We start from the raw sequence: 16,198 nt of genomic DNA on the forward strand, positions 1-16,198 counted from the left end.
CCCCAGCAGCAGCTGCTGCTGGGGGGCGACTACCGCCTGATACACCTCCCCTACGACTGGAGCCTGAATCGCTCAAGGAGCTGATCAGGCCTGTGGGAGTTCGGCGTCCAGCAGGTCGCCGATTCGCTCGGCCAGCAGGTCGAAGCAGGCGGAGAAGGCCGTTCTGGCCTCTTTCAGCTCTGTGTGCGCAGCAGGGTCGGGCAGCCCCCAATGCAGCCGCGTGGCGTCGGCTGGCAGCGGGTCGCAGTGACGGGCCGCGTGATCGCACACGGTGATCGCCAGATCGAACGGGTCGGCCGAGGCCTCCAGCACCGCCGCCAGGCTTTTGCTGGTGAACTGGCCGGGGTCGACGGGCAAGCGGCTGATCTGCTCCAGCGCCAGCGGATTGACCCGCCCGGTGGGGGCACTGCCGGCGCTGACGACCTCGACGGCCCCCTGACCGAGGGCCTGAAACAGGGCTTCAGCCATGATGCTGCGCGCCGAATTGCCGGTGCACACCACCAGCACTCGCTGCCTGGCTCTCTTCGTCACAAGGTTGCTGCGCAATGGGTTGGTTGAGGGCGGCCCCATCCCCCGGCCCGTGCTGAACCGCTCAGGCGCTGGTGAGCGGCCGAAGAACTGGTGAACCGCCCAGGGACTACCGGCGGCGGTCGGAATCGGATGGCCACGCCTGGCGCCCATGCGCTTCCCGGGTCGCAGGCAGCACACGAGCCCTTGCTTCGGCTGCGTTCAGGAAGCACGGGGCTGGCGGGACTCGAACCCACGACCTACGGTTTAGGAAACCGTCGCTCTATCCGGCTGAGCTACAGCCCCTTGCGGCCCATTATGAGCTCCGCCCACGCGGGCATGATGGACCATGAAAGCAGGCGAGGTGGTCGCAATCGGGGCAGCGTTTCGGTCTTCGGGCCGGGCGCCGGGCCCGGTTGAGGAAAGTCCGGGCTCCCGAATGGCCAGGCTTGCTGGGTAACGCCCAGTGCGGGTGACCGTGAGGAGAGTGCCACAGAAACACACCGCCGATGGCTCAGGGGGGTTCGCCCACCGAGCACAGGCAAGGGTGCAAAGGTGCGGTAAGAGCGCACCAGCAGCATCGAGAGGTGCTGGCTCGGTAAACCCCGGCCGGGAGCAAGGCCGAGGGACAAGGGTTGGCCATGACACCCGTCCCGCTTCATGTGTGCCGCTCGAGGCCGTTGGTAACAACGGTCCCAGATAGATGACCGCCCCGGTCCGCTCCGGCGGAACGGAACAGAACCCGGCTTACGTCCTGCTTTCACCCCCTGACGATGACGCCCCCAGGCCCAACGCTGAGCCCCCGCCGGCAGCGCCAGCTGCTGGCCTTCCTGGCCAGCCTGGGGCTGGAGGAGCCCAGCACGGGCCCGTCGGGTCTGGCTCCGATCGATGAGGCCCTCACCCACACCTCCGCCGGCCTGGCGCGCAACCATGAGCGGCTGGAGTTTCTCGGCGATGCGGTGCTGCGGCTGGCCGCCTCCGAGCACCTGCAGCGCCTACACCCGCAGCTGAGCGTGGGCGCGCGTTCGGAGCTGCGGGCCCAGATCGTCAGCGACCGCTGGCTGGCGGACCTGGGCGATCGCTGCGGGATCGATGCGGTGGTGCGGCTTGGCGCCATGGCGGCTGGGGATGCCGCAGCGCGGCGCACGATCCGTGCGGAGGCCTGTGAAGCCTTGATCGGCGCGCTCTACGAAACCTGGGGAACCCTGGAGCCGGTGCACCGCTGGCTCTCCCCCCACTGGTCGGAGAGCATCGCGGCCCTCCTGGCCGATCCGCACCGCCACAACTGGAAGCAGGCCCTGCAGGAATGGACCCAGGCGCGGGGGCTGGGTCTGCCCGCCTACCGCTGTGAAGAGTGCAGCCAGGGGCATGGCGATCCGCGCCGCTTCCGCAGCGCCGTGGTGGTGGCCAGCTACGCCGCCGCATCACCGCTGGGCGAAGGCTGGGGCCGTTCGCGCCGCGAGGCCGAACAGCAGGCGGCCAGCGCGGCGCTCAGGGTGCTGGAGCTGGAACAGGGCTCCGCAGAGCTCAGGCCGGCTCCAGGCTGCTGAGGGGCAGGGTCACCAGCTTGTCCCAGTTGCCGCCCTCGAACAGCACCGCCACCTGCTTGCCGCTGAGGCGCTGCACGAAGCCGCGGTAGCCGTTGTAGATCGAGCGGGGGTCGCGGACCACCACGGTGGACCCGGGCAGGATCGGCAGCGCGCTGACAGCCATCGGTGGTCTGAAGGGGTGGCGCCATTATCGATGCTGATGCAGGCGAGCGGGGATGGCAAAAGGGGCACCACCGCGCCGTGATGGGGCTGAGCCGCCGCCGCAGGAGGCCCCAGCGGCCGATCCCTGGCTGGTGGTGGGGCGGATCGTGGCCGCCCAGGGCCTGGAAGGGGAGCTGCGCGTGCTGCCGCGCACCGATTTCCCGGAGCGCTTCACCCGCCCGGGGCCTCGCTGGCTGCGGAAGCAGCAGGAGCCCCCCCGGCCCGTGCGCCTGCTCAGCGGCCGTCAGCTGCCGGGGCGGGAGCTGTTCGTGGTGCGGCTGGAGGGGATCGGCAACCGCTCGGCGGCGGAGGCGATCGTGCAGCACGACCTGCTGGTGGAAGCGAGTGACCGCCCGCCGCTGGCCGAGGGGGAGTTTCACCTGTTCGATCTGCAGGGGCTGGAGGTGCGGCTGGCGCCCGGCGGCACGCCGATCGGCACCGTCGTCGACCTGATCCACGCCGGTAATGACCTGCTAGAGGTGAGGCTGAGCGAGGGGCGGCGGGTGCTGATCCCCTTCGTGACACCGATCGTGCCGCGGGTGGAGGTCAGCGAAGGGTGGCTGGAAATCACACCGCCGCCGGGTTTGCTCGATCCCTGAGACCCTCCATAAACTGAGTGCTCACACGGTCTCTTCTCCGACCATGAGCTCAGAGATCGCGTTTCTCGTGCCGGTGATTCTCTGCGGAGGGACCGGCACGCGGCTCTGGCCGCTCTCGCGCGCCTCCTACCCGAAGCAGTACTGGGCGCTGGCCGGCAGCGACGACACCACCCTGCTGCAGCAGACCCAGCAACGGCTGGAGGGCCTGCCCCAGCTGTCGCCGCCCCTGCTGGTCTGCAACGAAGACCACCGCTTCATCGTGGCCGAGCAGATGCGCCAGATCGGCGTGGATCCAGCCGCGATCCTGCTGGAGCCGGTGGGGCGCAACACCGCGCCGGCGATCGCCGTGGCCGCCCTGCAGGCCACCGCCCGCGGTGAGGATCCGCTGCTGCTGGTGCTGGCCGCCGATCACGTGATCCGCGACGGCGCCGCCTTCCGCGCGGCGATCACGGCGGGTCGTCCCGCCGCCGCGGCCGGCCGCCTGGTGACCTTCGGCATCGTGCCCACCGCGCCTGAAACCGGCTACGGCTACATCGAGGCGGCCCTGCCCTTCGCCGCTGTGCCCACAAACGGTGCCGCCGCCGGCCCCCTGGAGCCGGTGCCGATCGCCCGCTTCGTGGAGAAGCCCGACCGGGCCACCGCCGAGCAGTTCTTCGCCTCGGGCCGCTTCACCTGGAACAGCGGCATGTTCCTGTTCAAGGCCAGCGCCATCCTGGCCGAGCTGGAGCGGCTCACCCCCGAGCTGGTGAGCGCCTGCCGCGCCGCCCTGGAGCAGGATTCCGCCGACCTGGATTTCCTGCGCCTGGAGCAGGAATCCTTTGCCAGCTGCCCCAGCCTGGCCATCGACGTGGCCGTGATGGAGCGCACGGCGCTCGGTTCGGTGCTGCCGCTGGAGGCGGGCTGGAGCGATGTGGGTAGCTGGAGCGCCCTGTGGGACACCGGCGAGCGGGATGCCTCGGGCAACGTGCTGCGCGGCCGGGTGATCAGCGAGGGGTCGCGCAACTGCTATCTGCGCAGCGAGCACCGGCTGGTGGTGGGCCTCGGCGTCGATGATCTGGTGGTGGTCGAAACCGACGATGCGGTGCTGGTGGCCCACCGCGACCGGGCCCAGGACGTCAAGATGATCGTCAACCAGCTGGAAGCGGCGGGCGCCTCGGAAGGCAAGGCCCATCGCCGCATCTACCGCCCATGGGGCCACTACGACGGCGTTGTGGAGGGAGAGCGCTGGCAAGTGAAGAAGATCCTGGTGAAACCGGGCGCTTCGCTGTCGCTGCAGATGCACCACCACCGCGCCGAGCACTGGGTGGTGGTGAAGGGCACCGCCGTGGTGGAGAAAGACGGCCTCCAGGAGATGGTGGGCGAGAACCAGAGCACCTACATCCCGCTCGGCTCGAAGCACCGGCTGTCGAACCCCGGCAAGATCGCCGTGGAGATGATCGAGGTGCAGAGCGGCCCTTATCTCGGCGAAGACGACATCGTGCGCTTCGATGACGTCTACGGCCGCACCGACGCCCCCCACCGCGGCATCACCCAGGCGGCCAGCTGACGCTTAACCGGGGCCATACCCCGCCGGATTGGCCGACTGCCAGGCCCAGCCGTCCCGGCAGATAACGTCCAGGCCACGCTCGGTGCGCCAGCCCAGCCGCTCGGCCGCCAGGGCGGGATCCGCCACCGACACCGCCACATCCCCAGGCCGACGCTCTTCGATGCGGTAGGCGATCGGCCGTCCGCTGGCCCGCTCATAGGCGCGCACCACCTCCAGCACCGAATGCCCAGCGCCGCTGCCGAGGTTGAGGGTAAGGCGCTGGGGAGCTTCTGCAAGCAGCACCTCAAGGGCCGCGCGATGGCCGTCGGCTAGGTCCATGACGTGGATGTAATCGCGCACGCCGGTGCCATCGGCCGTGGGCCAGTCACCGCCGAAGACGCGCAGGAAAGGCCGCCGGCCGATCGCCACCTGGCTCACGAAGGGGAAGAGGTTGTTGGGCAGGCCGCCCGGGTCTTCGCCGATGCGGCCGCTTGGATGGGCGCCACAGGGGTTGAAGTAGCGCAGGAGGGCCACCCGCCAGCCGGGTTCGCTGGCCGCCACATCGGCCAGCAGGCGCTCCACCGCGGCCTTGGTTTCGCCGTAAGGGTTCACCGGTGCCACCGGCGCGGATTCGGGGATCGGCACCACGCTGGTGAAGCCATAGAGCGTGGCGCTGCTGCTGAAGACGATCGTGCGGCAACCGGCCTGGCGCATGGCCGCCAGCAACCGCACGCTGCCGCCCACGTTCACATCCCAGTAGCGCAGCGGGTCGGCTACCGACTCCCCCACCGCCTTGCAACCCGCCAGATGGATCACGGCCTCGATCGCTGCGGCGGCGAACGCCCGTTCCAGGGCGGCCGGATCACGGATGTCGCCCTGAATGAGATGCAGCGGCGCCCCCGCCAGTTCCTCGACCCGGCGCAGGGCTTCCGGGGAGCTGTTGGAGAAGTCGTCGAGCACCACCAGGCGATGGCCCAGCTGCAGCAGCAGCACAGAGAGGTGACTGCCGATGAAGCCTGCCCCACCGGTGATCAGAAGCGCGGCCATTGCGAAGGCTGGGTGTGCTTTCGGACACTACTGATCGGTAGCGGTGGCCAGCCGCCTCGCCCCTCGGGGGCGCTTCAACCCAGGCGGAGGTCGATCGTGCGCAGGCCGGGCTCCGGCAACGGCCAGGCCGGCGCCGCCAGCGGCTCGAGGGGCTCAGGATCGGGCACGAAGTGATGGGGCTCACCATCGCGGCGGAAGCAGACCAGCCGCTCCCCGCTGCCTGCCGCGAGGATCTCCAGCTGCAGGGGCAACTGGTTCGGGATGCAGGGATGCAGGGAAGGGAACAGGCTGCTGTGGCGGTAGCGGATCCCCAGCCAGCCGTCCGCGAGCGGCAGGTCGCGGCCGCAGAGGCGCAGCCGGTAGGCGGCGAGGAACGCCTCGTTCGCCCGCAGTTCCAGGCGCTGCAGGGAGCTGTCGACGAAGCGGCTGGTGGTGCCGCCCTCCGCCGGGGTGTCGCACAGCAGCGGCCAGGGCTCCAGGGCACGGCGGATCTCCAGCCGGGCGCCCTGCTGCTCCCAGGAGAGCAGCAACGGGAAGCGCCAGTTCCAGATCTGCCGGTAGGGCTCGGGCTGCATGTCGAGACCGTCGGCATCCAGCTGCTGAAGTACCTCCTGCAGATCGCTCCAGAGCGCATGGGGCAGTAGCGCCTCATCGTGGAGGCGCTCGTTGAAGGTGATCAGCTCGGTGGGGCGGTGGATCGGATCCAGCAGGTGCGCCGCCAGCGCGCTCCAGAGCAGCGCGATCGCCGCGGCCGACTCCGCCCTGGGCAGGGCCTCGATCGCCCGGAATTCGATCAGGCCCTGGCAGCCGCTGGGCCAGGCGGGGTTCCAGAACTTGTCGAAGCTGATTTCGCTGCGGTGGGTGTTGCCGCTGCGGTCGGCATGGAGGTGACGCAGGGTTTCACTGATCAGCACCCGCTGATCGCCCTCGGGCAACTGCTCCAGCGCGCTGTGGGCCAGTCGGAGATCGAGCGGGCTGGCACTGCCCTCATCGAGCCGCGGCGCCTGGGAGGACGGGCCCACCGAGCTGTTGCTGAACAGATAGGAGAGGCTGGGATGGTGCTGCCAGAAGCGCAGGATCGCCACCAGCCAGGCTGGCCGGCTGAAGAACGGGTTGGCCTCAAGGCTGGCGCCGCCCCAGAGCAGGTGGTTGCCGCCGCCGGTGCCCTGCTGCTCCAGGCCCTCACCCTTCGAGCTGCAGAGGCCCACCGCCACGCCCGCCTCGGCCAGGGTCTGCATCCAGCCGGTGTAGTCGGCCCAGCCGTGGCACACCGGCAGGTTGACCTCCAGCACGCCGGGGTCGGCGGTGAGGCCCAGCACCTGCCACTGGCCGTCCACATCGACAGGCAGCATGCCGCTGAGTTCGGGCTGGCTCCAGCCCGCGCTGGCGGCGGCGATCACCGTCAGCAGCTCGAGCAGGGGCTCGCGCGCCAGCGGCGGCAGAAACAGGTTCCAGCTGTCATCGCGGATCTCCAGCGTCAGCACCTGACGCAGCACCCCCTCGGGGAAATGCACAAGCGGCAGGCGCAGCCCGGCCGGACCGGGGGCCGGCAGCAGGCGGCAGAGCCGTTTGTCGAGGCTCCACTCGGCCGCCTGCCAACCCGCAGGGTCGCCCTCTTCGCTGGCCTCGGCGTGGTGGCAGAGCGGCACCGCCCAGACGCGGTTGTCGGGGGCGAGGGGATCCTTGAGCTTGAGCGGCTTGAAGCTGCAGCCCAGGGCCGAGCCGACGGCCTCCAGAAAGGCCTTGGCGCGTTTGCGCGGCAGAGGAGGCAGGCAGAAGGGCGCACCGAACTCCGGTGGACGCCCCGCCGCAGCGTCCTGGGGCCAGCGCACCAGGGGCAGGCCATCGAGGCCGGTGATCAACCGCAGCGCCCAGCGCGGGTTCACCTCGCCGTCGTAGCGCTTGCCCGGGCAGTACATCAAGGTGCTGCCGGGCCAGCTGCGGCGCTGAATCTCCGCCGCCAGCCCATGGGCGTAGACCAGCTTGGTGGGCCCATCGGCGGTGACCGACCATTCAGCCCCCTCGGGCTTGAGCGGCACGTAGGTGGGTTCACCGCCCAGGGTGAGGTGGATGCCCGCGGCCTGCAGCCGGTGCTCCGCTTCAACGGCCGTGTCCGCCATCCAGCCGGGAGTGGAAGTCAGGGGAGGGGGCGCGGGCCGTTGCAGGGAGTCGGCGGGCGCAGACGCGGGGGTGACGGGCATGGTCAGTGAGGGGTAGTCCGCAGGCTGGCAGGAATCACGGTGCAGGCATTGATCGGCACCGGCGCCACCTTCCAGATGCGTTCGGCGTACTCGGCGATCGAGCGGTCGGAAGAGAAGAAGCCGCAGCGGGCTGTGTTCAGCACCGACATGCGGCTCCAGCTGGCGGCGTTCTGCCAGGCCTGATCGACGGCGTTATGGGCGCGGCGGTAGTCGCCCATGTCGGCCATCACCCGGAACGGATCGCTGCCGCAGAGGTTGGCCAGCAGCGGGTGGAAGAGGTCGCGGTCGCCTTCGCTGAAGTGGCCCGAGCCGATCAGCTCGATCGCTTCGCGGGCGATCGGATCGTTCTCCAGCCAGGGCATCGGGTGGTAGCCGTTGCGGTTGAGCGATTCGATCTGCTCAGCGGTGTGGCCGAACAGGAAGAAGTTCTCGTGGCCCACCAGCTCGCGGATTTCCACGTTGGCGCCATCGAGGGTGCCGATCGTGACGGCGCCGTTGAGCGCCATCTTCATGTTGCCGGTGCCGGAGGCCTCCTTGCCGGCGGTGGAGATCTGCTCGGAGAGGTCCACAGCGGGATAGACCTTCTGGCCGAGGCTGACACTGAAGTTGGGCAGGAAGACCACCCGCATGCGGCCGTCCATGGCCGGGTCCATGTTCACGATCTCGGCGATGCCGCCGATCAGCCGGATGATCAGCTTGGCCATGTGATACCCCGGCGCCGCCTTGCCCCCGAAGATGAAGGTGCGGGGCGGCAGGTCCTCGCCGTTGCGCAGCCGCAGGTAGCGCTCCACGATCTGCAGCGCGGCCAGGTGCTGGCGCTTGTACTCGTGGATCCGCTTCACCTGGACGTCGAACAGCGACGAGGGGTCCACCAGCACGCCGAGGTCGTGGTGGATGGTGGCGGCCAGCCGCTGCTTGGCCTGGTCGCGCACGCTGCGCCAGCGCTCCAGGAAGGCACCGTCGTCGGCATGGACCTCGAGGCCCTTGAGCTCGGCCAGATCCCGCCGCCAGCCGCGGCCGATCGTCTCGTCGAGCAGGCCGGAGAGGAACGGATTGGCCACCGCGATCCAGCGGCGGGGCGTAACGCCGTTGGTGACGTTGGTGAAGCGATCGGGCCAGAGATCGGCGAACTCGGGGAACAGCTGCTGCTGCACCAGGTTGCTGTGCAGCTCCGCCACCCCGTTCACCTTCTGGCTGCCCACCACCGCCAGGTTCGCCATCCTCACCTTGCGCTGGGGCCCCTCCTGGATCAGCGACAGCCGCTCCAGCAGCTCGGGCTGGCCTGGGTAGCGGATCCGCACCATGCGCAGGAAGCGGGCGTTGATCTCGTAGATGATCTCGAGCTGGCGAGGCAGCAGCTGGGCGAACAGCTCCAGCCCCCAGGTCTCGAGCGCTTCAGGCAGCAGCGTGTGGTTCGTGTAGTTCACGCTGGCGGTGGTGATCGACCAGGCGGTGTCCCAGTCGGCGCCGTGCTCATCGATCAGCAGCCGCATCAGCTCGGCCACGGCGATGGCCGGGTGGGTGTCGTTGAGCTGCACCGCGAACTTGTGGTGGAACTCGGTGACCGGCAGGCCCTGCCCCTTGAGGATGCGGAACATGTCCTGCAGGGAGCAGCTCACGAAGAAGATCTGCTGGCTGAGCCGCAGGCGCTTGCCCTGTTCAAGCTCGTCGTTGGGATACAGCACCTTGGAGAGCGTTTCCGACTCCACCTTCTGCAGCACCGCGCGGGTGTAGTCACCGGCGTTGAAGGAGGCGAAATCGAAGGCCTCTGGGGCCTGCGCCGACCACAGCCGCAGCGTGTTGGTGGTCTTGACGCCATAGCCAAGGATCGGCGTGTCGTAGGCGACGCCCAGCACCACGTGCTGGCCGATCTGCACCGGGTAGGTCCACTCGGGGCGAATCACCTCCCAGGGGTTGCTCTGCGCCAGCCAGGGATCGGTGCTCTCCACCTGCCAGCCGTTGCTGATCTGCTGGCGGAAAATGCCGAACTCGTAGCGGATGCCGTAACCGATCGCAGGCAGCTCCAGGCTGGCCAACGATTCCTGGAAGCAGGCCGCCAGGCGGCCGAGGCCGCCGTTGCCCAGGCCCGGTTCGGGCTCCTCGGCGATCAGCTCCTCAAGGTCGACACCAAGTTCGTCGCAGGCGTCCTTGGCCGCCTCGCGCAACCCCAGGTTCACCAGGTTGTTGTCGAGGTGTGGGCCAAGCAGATACTCGGCGGAGAGGTAGCTGACGGTACGCACCCCTTCCTGGGTGTAGGCCTCGGCGGTGTCGACCCAGTTGTGCAGCAGCTGGTCACGCACCGCCAGCGCCAGGGCGCGGTAGTAGTCGTGGCGGGTGGCCAACGATGGCGACTTGGCCAGGCTGGAGAACAGGTGGCGGCGGATGCCCTCCGCCAGCGCCCGACCATCCGCAGAAGAGAAGTAGTCGCGGTCGGCGGGGGGTGCTGTGGTGGCGGCCATGGGGTGCTTATCAGCAATCGGACCTTCATGCTGCGGACTGTGGCCCTGATGCTGCGCCAACGGTTACCAATTCAGGTTCATTTCCCGTTTGCCGCGCCTGGGCGGCCAGCCCGCCGATGCGGCCGGAAGCGGCACCAGGTCAGAGCTGGAGCAGGTTCGGCAGGGTGTGCTCCGTGCTCAGCACATCGGCGGTGATCGCCCAACTGAGTTCGCTTTTTACGCCGGGCGGTCCGGAGAAGCTTCCCGACACCGCCGCGGTAAGGCCGGACTTGGAGGAGGTGGCCAGGGGGATGTAGCGGTCGTCGATGGCCCCCTGGCCGCTGGGATCGAAGCCCCGCCAACCGGCACCGGGCAGATACACCTCCGCCCAGGCATGCAGGTCGTAGCGCTGCGGCCTGGGCTCCACCAGGTGATAGCCGCTAACAAAACGGGCGGGCAGGCCCACGCAGCGACAGGCCTCGATCATCAGCACGGCCAGATCACGGCAGGAGCCCACCCGCTCCTTGAGCGTGCGGCCGGCGGGCCAGGCCGGCCCGACATGCCGCTGGGTGTACTTGACCCGGTCCTGGATCATCTCCACCAGCTGCTGCAGGAACATCAGCGCCCGCTGGTCGCTGCCCATCAAGGCCTCCTGGGCCAGCTCCACCGCCGCCGGCTCGTGCTGGCCATTGGGCAGCCAGCCATCGAGGGAGCCCTTGAGGTCGCTGTTCAGCAGGCCCACCGGATAGGGCAGCATGGGCTCGTTCTCCTCCAGGCAGGCCTGCAGCAAGGGCGGCATCTGGGTGTCCACCTCACTGGTGGCGCGGATCTCGAAGCTGTCGGTGCTGCCGGCGAAGCGAGCCCGCAGCACGTCATCACCGCTGGCGGCCACCAGCAGATGCAGCCGGTGGGGATCGGGCGAGAAGAACAGCTCGAAACTCACCAGACGCTGGAACCCGTGGGCCCGGGGCCGCAGGCAGAGGCGATGGGGACCCAGCTGGACCGGCGCGCTGTAGCGATACGAAAGGGTATGGGTTACGCGGGCGCGCATGCCGGGGAGGAGGCGGTGGGCAGGGGTGGCGGGGGCACAGCCGAGGCGCTGGAGGAGGCCATCGACTGAGTCTCGCCAGAGCCCGACTGCACGCAGGCCGGGGATTGAGTGGCGTGGATGACGGTGTCGAAGTAGCGGTCGCTGATCAGACCATGCAGGTGGTTGAGATCACTCTGGAACTGGTCGATCGCTTCATGCAGGCCACGCCCGATCAGCTCGTCGATGCGCACGTAGCTCCAGTTGGCCAGCATCAGACCGGAGAGGCATTCCAGGTCGTCGGGCGGGCCGGGCACGGGGTTGCCGCGGATCACCCGCAGCGACTTGCTGAGGCCTTCGAGGCAATACCGCACCGAGCGGGGGAAGATCGGATCAAGCAGCAGGAAGGCCGCCACCGCCTTGGGCTCGATCGCCCGCTGCTGCGACTGGCGGAACATCTGATAGGCCCCGGCCGAGCGCAGCAGGGAGATCCACTGCAGCTCATCGAGCACGCCGCCCACCTCCTCCGGGCTCGGCAGCAGCAGGAAGTACTTCACATCAAGGATGCGGCTGGTCTTGTCGGCGCGCTCCACCAGGCGCCCCAGCTTGCTGAACTGCCAGGAGAGATCGCGGCTGAGCGTGGCATCGGTGACGCCATAGAACAGCTGGCAGGCCCGGCGCACCTCGTGCAGTTGCTCCTGGGCCGGCAGGCGCCAGAAATGGTCGCTTTCCTTGAGTGTGAGGTAGAGGTCGTTGATCTGCTCCCACATCTCCGTGGTGATCACCTCGCGGATCTGGCGGGCGTTCTCGCGGGCGGTGGCGATGCAGTTGACGATGCTGCTCGGGTTGTCCGGCTCGCGCACCAGGAAGCGCACCACATCGGTGGGGCCACCATCGGGGTAGAGGCGGTCGAACAGCTCGCGGTCGCCGCTGGCATCGATCAACGGCAGCCAGGGTTCGGCGCTGCCCGGCGGGCAGTCGAGCGCCATCGCCTCGCTCACTTCAAGGAAGCGGGAGATGTTCTCGGCCCGCTCGACGTACCGGTTGATCCAGTAGAGGGAATCGGCGACGCGGCTCAGCATGAGGTCTCATCCACGATCCAGGTGTCCTTGCATCCTCCGCCCTGCGACGAGTTGACCACCAGCGAGCCGCGGCGCAGCGCCACCCGGGTGAGGCCGCCCGGGCTCACCCAGGCCCCCTTGCCCCGCAGCACGTAGGGCCGCAGATCGACGTGACAGGGGTAGAGCTCACCTTCGCTGAGCGAGGGCACGGTGGAGAGCTCCAGGGTGGGCTGGGCGATGAAGTTGCGGGGATCGGCCTTGATCTTGTCGGCGAAGGAGAGGATCTCGGCCGGCTCGGCGTGCGGGCCGATCAGCATGCCGTAGCCCCCGGCTTCTCCCACCGCTTTCACCACCAGGTCCTTGAGGTGGGCCAGCACGTAGGCCTGGTCCTCGGGCCGGGCGCAGATGTAGGTGGGAACGTTCTCGATGATCGGCTCCTCCGCCAGGTAGTAGCGGATCATGTCCGGCACGTAGGCGTAGATCAGCTTGTCGTCGGCGACGCCGGTGCCCGGCGCGTTGGCGATCGCCACCCGGCCGGCGGCATAGGCCTCCATCAGCCCACGCACGCCCAGCATCGAATCGCTGCGGAACACGGCCGGATCGAGGAAGTCGTCGTCGATGCGGCGGTAGATCACATCCACCGGCTCGAGCCCGGCGGTGCTGCGCATCCACACCCGGTTGCCCTCGCAGACCAGATCGCGGCCCTCCACCAGCTGGATGCCCATCTGCTGGGCCAGGTAGCTGTGCTCGAAATAGGCGCTGTTGAACACGCCCGGGGTGAGCAGCACCACCGAGGGAGTGTCGGTCCAGGGGGCCAGTTCCCGCAGGGTCTGGAGCAGATGGGAGGGGTAATCGTCGATCGGCTGCACCGTGGGCCCGGAGAACAGGCTGGGGAACATCCGCTTCATCACGCGGCGGTTTTCCAGGAAGTAGGCCACGCCCGAGGGGCAGCGCAGGTTGTCTTCCAGCACGCGCCAGGTGCCCTTGCCGTCACGGATCAGATCGAGGCCGGAAACGTGGCACCAGCGACCCAGCGGCGGCTTGAACCCCGCCATCTGCGGGCGCCAGCCGTGGGAGCTGATTACGTCGGCGCGGGGGATGACGCCGTCGTTGAGGATCTTCTGGTCGCTGTAAACGTCGGCGAGGAAGCAGTCGATCGCTTCAAGACGCTGAATCAGGCCCTTCTCCAGGCGCTGCCATTCGCCCGCGCGGATCAGCCGCGGCAGGGGGTCGAAGGGCAGGATCCGCTCGCCGCCCTGCTCACCGGAGCCATTGAGGCGAAAGGTGGCCCCGAGGCGCTTGAGCAGCATGCCGGCGGCCGCGTGGTTGCGGTTGATCTCTTCAATGCCCAGCTGGCCCAGGGACGAGAGCAGGGGCCGCAGGGCGGCGCGGGGCTGGGACGAGGCGCTGAAGTATTCGTCGTAGCCCTTTGCGGGCTTGTAGTCGGTGAACATGGGCAGCCGCATCGGGCTCAATCATGAACAGCGGCGCGGGGCCGACCCGTCATGGTTGCTACCGATCAGGCCCGGCCGGCCTAGGCTCCGGCCCGGCCTGATCGGCCCTGGCGGTGAATCCGACCCTCAGAGCAGGAAATAACGCTGCGCCATCGGCAGCACGTCGGCGGGCTCACAGGTGAGCAGTTCCCCATCGGCGAACACCTCATAGGTCTGGGGATCCACCTCCACCTTCGGCAGGGCCGTGTTGTTGCGCATCTCGGCCTTGCCGATGCCGCGGGTGTTCACCACCGGCACGCAGGGCCGCGCGAGTCCCAGCTTTCTGGGCAGGTCGTCCTCGAGGGCGGCCTGGGAGAGGAAGGTGAGGCAGCTGGGGGCCAGGGCCTTGCCGAAGGCGGCGAACATCGGGCGGCCATGCACCGGGCCGGGGGTGGGGATCGAGGCGTTGGCATCGCCCATCTGGGCCCAGACGATCGAGCCGCCCTTGATCACCATCTCCGGCTTGACCCCGAAGAAACCCGGCTTCCAGAGCACCAGATCCGCCAGCTTGCCCACCTCCACCGAACCGATCTGGCTGTCAAGGCCGTGCACGATCGCCGGGTTGATCGTGACCTTGGCGATGTAGCGCTTGAGGCGGGTGTTGTCGTTGCGCTCCGAGTCGCCCGGCAGGGCTCCCCGCTGCACCTTCATCTTGTGGGCGGTCTGGAAGGTGCGCGTGATCACCTCGCCGACCCGGCCCATGGCCTGGGAATCGCTGGCGATCAGCGAGAAGGCGCCGATGTCGTGGAGGATGTCTTCGGCGGCGATCGTTTCGCGGCGGATGCGCGATTCGGCGAAGGCCACATCCTCCGGGATCGAGGGATCGAGGTGGTGGCACACCATCAGCATGTCGAGGTGCTCCTCCAGGGTGTTGCGCGTGTAGGGGCGCGTGGGATTGGTGGAGCTGGGCAGCACGTTGGCTTCGCCGCAGATGCGGATGATGTCCGGCGCGTGGCCGCCGCCAGCGCCTTCGGTGTGGAACGTGTGGATGGTGCGGCCGCCGATGGCGCGGATCGTGTCCTCCACGAACCCTGCTTCGTTGAGGGTGTCGGAGTGGATCGCCACCTGGATGTCGAAGCGATCCGCCACGGACAGGCAGCAGTCGATGGCCGCGGGGGTGGTGCCCCAGTCTTCGTGGAGCTTGAGGGTGACGGCACCGGCACGGATCTGCTCCTCGAGCGCCTCGGGGGTGCTGGCGTTGCCCTTGCCGAAGAAGCCCAGGTTCACCGGCAGCCCTTCAGCCGCCTGCAGCATGCGGGCCATGTGGAAGGCGCCGGGGGTGCAGGTGGTGGCGTTGGAGCCCGTGGCCGGGCCGGTGCCGCCACCGAGCAGGGTGGTGACCCCGCTGGCCAGGGCGGTTTCCACCTGCTGCGGACAGATGAAATGAATGTGGGTGTCGATGCCGCCGGCGGTGAGGATGTGGCCCTCGCCGGCGATCGCCTCGGTGCCGGGACCGATGACGATCGTCACCCCATCGGTGATGTCGGGGTTGCCCGCCTTGCCGATCGCGCAGATGCGGCCGTCGCGCAGGCCCACATCGGCCTTGACGATCCCCCACCAGTCGAGGATCAGAGCATTGGTGATCACGGTGTCCACGGCCCCCCCGGAGCGGGGGGTCTGGGCCTGACCCATGCCGTCGCGGATCACCTTGCCGCCGCCGAACTTCACCTCTTCCCCGTAGGTGGTGAAATCCTTCTCCACCTCGAGGAACAGCTCGGTGTCGGCCAGCCGCAGCCGGTCGCCGGTGGTGGGGCCATAGGTTTCGGCGTAGGCCCGCCGATCCATCCGATAGGGCATGGCTGAGGAAAGTCGAGGAGGACGGTGGGGGGTGGCTGGGGTGGCCGTCGCAGGGCAAGGGCAGCGCGCGCTGGTGGCGCCGCTTCAGTCGAGCGGGCCGTTGACAAGGCCGTTGAAGCCGAAGACCCGGCGCGCGCCGGCCAGGGGGATCAGCTGCACCTCCCGCTGATCACCGGGCTCGAAGCGGATCGCCGTGCCGGCCGGGATGTCGAGCCGCTGGCCGCGGGCACTGTCGCGGTCGAACACCAGCGCGTCGTTGGCTTCATAGAAATGGAAGTGGGAGCCCACCTGCACCGGGCGGTCGCCGCGGTTGGCCACATTGAGCGTGGTGACGGGCCGGCCGGCGTTGAGTTCGTGGCTGCCGGGCTCCGGCAGCAGTTCGCCAGGGATCAGAGGAGACATGCAGGCGGAGCGATCAGGGGGGATCAGCGGATCGGGTCGTGGAGGGTGACGAGCTTGGTGCCGTCGGGGAAGGTGGCCTCCATCTGCACCTCGGGGATGAGTTCGGGAACGCCCTCCATCACCTGGTCACGCCGGAGCCAGGTGCTGCCCTCCTCCATCAGCGCGGCCACGCTCTTGCCATCGCGGGCGCCTTCCAGCACCTGAAAGCTGAGCCAGGCCACGGCTTCGGGGTGGTTGAGCTTGAGACCGCGACCCAGGCGCCGTTCCGCCAGCAGGGCCGCGGTGACGATCAGGAGCTTGTCCTTCTCCTGGGGGGTGAGATGCATGGGGGACGCGATTGCCGGCCACAC

General features: G+C 68.8%; 14 protein-coding genes, 1 tRNA gene and 1 other RNA gene. 4 read left to right on the top strand and 12 right to left on the bottom strand.

Annotated features, from left to right (window positions below; genetic code table 11):
• Positions 1-84: 84 nt before the first annotated feature.
• Together KQ303_RS06680 and KQ303_RS06685 are read right to left on the bottom strand one after the other, a co-directional pair.
• The gene (locus KQ303_RS06680) at positions 85-681 is read right to left on the bottom strand and encodes an arsenate reductase ArsC (RefSeq protein ID WP_311134132.1); all 597 of its coding nucleotides are present in this window, start codon (positions 679-681) and stop codon (positions 85-87) included.
• Between the two features lie 58 nt (positions 682-739).
• A tRNA-Arg gene (locus tag KQ303_RS06685) sits at positions 740-813 on the bottom strand.
• Between the two features lie 45 nt (positions 814-858).
• Between KQ303_RS06685 and rnpB the strand changes: the two genes are divergently transcribed.
• Both rnpB and rnc read left to right on the top strand, forming a co-directional pair.
• An RNA gene (gene rnpB, locus KQ303_RS06690) (RNase P RNA component class A) lies at positions 859-1,273 on the top strand.
• A gap of 7 nt (positions 1,274-1,280) precedes the next feature.
• Positions 1,281-2,057, top strand: a complete 777-nt coding sequence (gene rnc / locus KQ303_RS06695) for a ribonuclease III (RefSeq protein ID WP_259729702.1) — start codon at positions 1,281-1,283, stop codon at positions 2,055-2,057.
• On the opposite strand, the gene KQ303_RS06700 is transcribed toward rnc, so the two are convergent.
• On the bottom strand, positions 2,035-2,220 hold the full coding sequence (locus KQ303_RS06700) for an NAD(P)H dehydrogenase subunit NdhS (RefSeq protein WP_255100566.1): 186 nt from the start codon (positions 2,218-2,220) through the stop codon (positions 2,035-2,037). The genes rnc and KQ303_RS06700 overlap by 23 nt on opposite strands.
• Positions 2,221-2,272: 52 nt before the next feature.
• Here KQ303_RS06700 and rimM point away from each other — a divergent pair, with 52 nt between their 5' ends.
• Positions 2,273-2,857 carry a ribosome maturation factor RimM gene (rimM, locus tag KQ303_RS06705; protein WP_259729703.1) on the top strand — a complete coding sequence of 195 codons (585 nt, stop codon included), beginning with the start codon at positions 2,273-2,275 and terminating at the stop codon, positions 2,855-2,857.
• Positions 2,858-2,900: 43 nt separating this feature from the next.
• On the top strand, positions 2,901-4,403 hold the full coding sequence (locus KQ303_RS06710) for a mannose-1-phosphate guanylyltransferase/mannose-6-phosphate isomerase (protein WP_259729704.1): 1,503 nt from the start codon (positions 2,901-2,903) through the stop codon (positions 4,401-4,403).
• Positions 4,404-4,406: 3 nt separating this feature from the next.
• Here the strand turns inward: KQ303_RS06710 and galE are convergent, their stop codons facing one another.
• The 9 genes from galE to KQ303_RS06755 all read right to left on the bottom strand — a co-directional run bounded on the left by galE (position 4,407) and on the right by KQ303_RS06755 (position 16,174).
• Positions 4,407-5,429: a UDP-glucose 4-epimerase GalE gene (gene galE, locus KQ303_RS06715; protein ID WP_259729705.1), complete on the bottom strand. Its 1,023-nt coding sequence runs from the start codon at positions 5,427-5,429 to the stop codon at positions 4,407-4,409.
• Positions 5,430-5,503: 74 nt separating this feature from the next.
• Complete coding sequence (locus KQ303_RS06720) at positions 5,504-7,630, bottom strand: transglutaminase family protein (protein ID WP_259729706.1); 2,127 nt, start codon at positions 7,628-7,630, stop codon at positions 5,504-5,506.
• A 2-nt stretch (positions 7,631-7,632) separates the two neighbouring features.
• Positions 7,633-10,089, bottom strand: coding sequence for a glycogen/starch/alpha-glucan phosphorylase (locus tag KQ303_RS06725; protein ID WP_259729707.1), 2,457 nt, complete (start codon positions 10,087-10,089; stop codon positions 7,633-7,635).
• Between the two features lie 139 nt (positions 10,090-10,228).
• Positions 10,229-11,119, bottom strand: coding sequence for a transglutaminase family protein (locus KQ303_RS06730; RefSeq protein WP_259729708.1), 891 nt, complete (start codon positions 11,117-11,119; stop codon positions 10,229-10,231).
• Positions 11,104-12,177: an alpha-E domain-containing protein gene (locus KQ303_RS06735; protein WP_259729709.1), complete on the bottom strand. Its 1,074-nt coding sequence runs from the start codon at positions 12,175-12,177 to the stop codon at positions 11,104-11,106. Before KQ303_RS06735 ends, KQ303_RS06730 begins: the two co-directional genes overlap by 16 nt.
• A complete protein-coding gene (locus KQ303_RS06740) occupies positions 12,171-13,610 on the bottom strand; it encodes a circularly permuted type 2 ATP-grasp protein (RefSeq protein WP_259729738.1) in 1,440 nt (479 codons plus the stop codon). Before KQ303_RS06740 ends, KQ303_RS06735 begins: the two co-directional genes overlap by 7 nt.
• A 126-nt stretch (positions 13,611-13,736) precedes the next feature.
• The gene (gene ureC / locus KQ303_RS06745; protein WP_259729710.1) at positions 13,737-15,446 is read right to left on the bottom strand and encodes an urease subunit alpha; all 1,710 of its coding nucleotides are present in this window, start codon (positions 15,444-15,446) and stop codon (positions 13,737-13,739) included.
• Positions 15,447-15,530: 84 nt separating this feature from the next.
• The gene (locus tag KQ303_RS06750; protein WP_094513865.1) at positions 15,531-15,848 is read right to left on the bottom strand and encodes an urease subunit beta; all 318 of its coding nucleotides are present in this window, start codon (positions 15,846-15,848) and stop codon (positions 15,531-15,533) included.
• Between the two features lie 23 nt (positions 15,849-15,871).
• The gene (locus KQ303_RS06755; protein ID WP_094513867.1) at positions 15,872-16,174 is read right to left on the bottom strand and encodes an urease subunit gamma; all 303 of its coding nucleotides are present in this window, start codon (positions 16,172-16,174) and stop codon (positions 15,872-15,874) included.
• Positions 16,175-16,198 lie beyond the last annotated feature (24 nt).

It is taken from the genome of Synechococcus sp. CS-1333, assembly GCF_025128015.1.
Classification (GTDB): domain Bacteria; phylum Cyanobacteriota; class Cyanobacteriia; order PCC-6307; family Cyanobiaceae; genus MW101C3.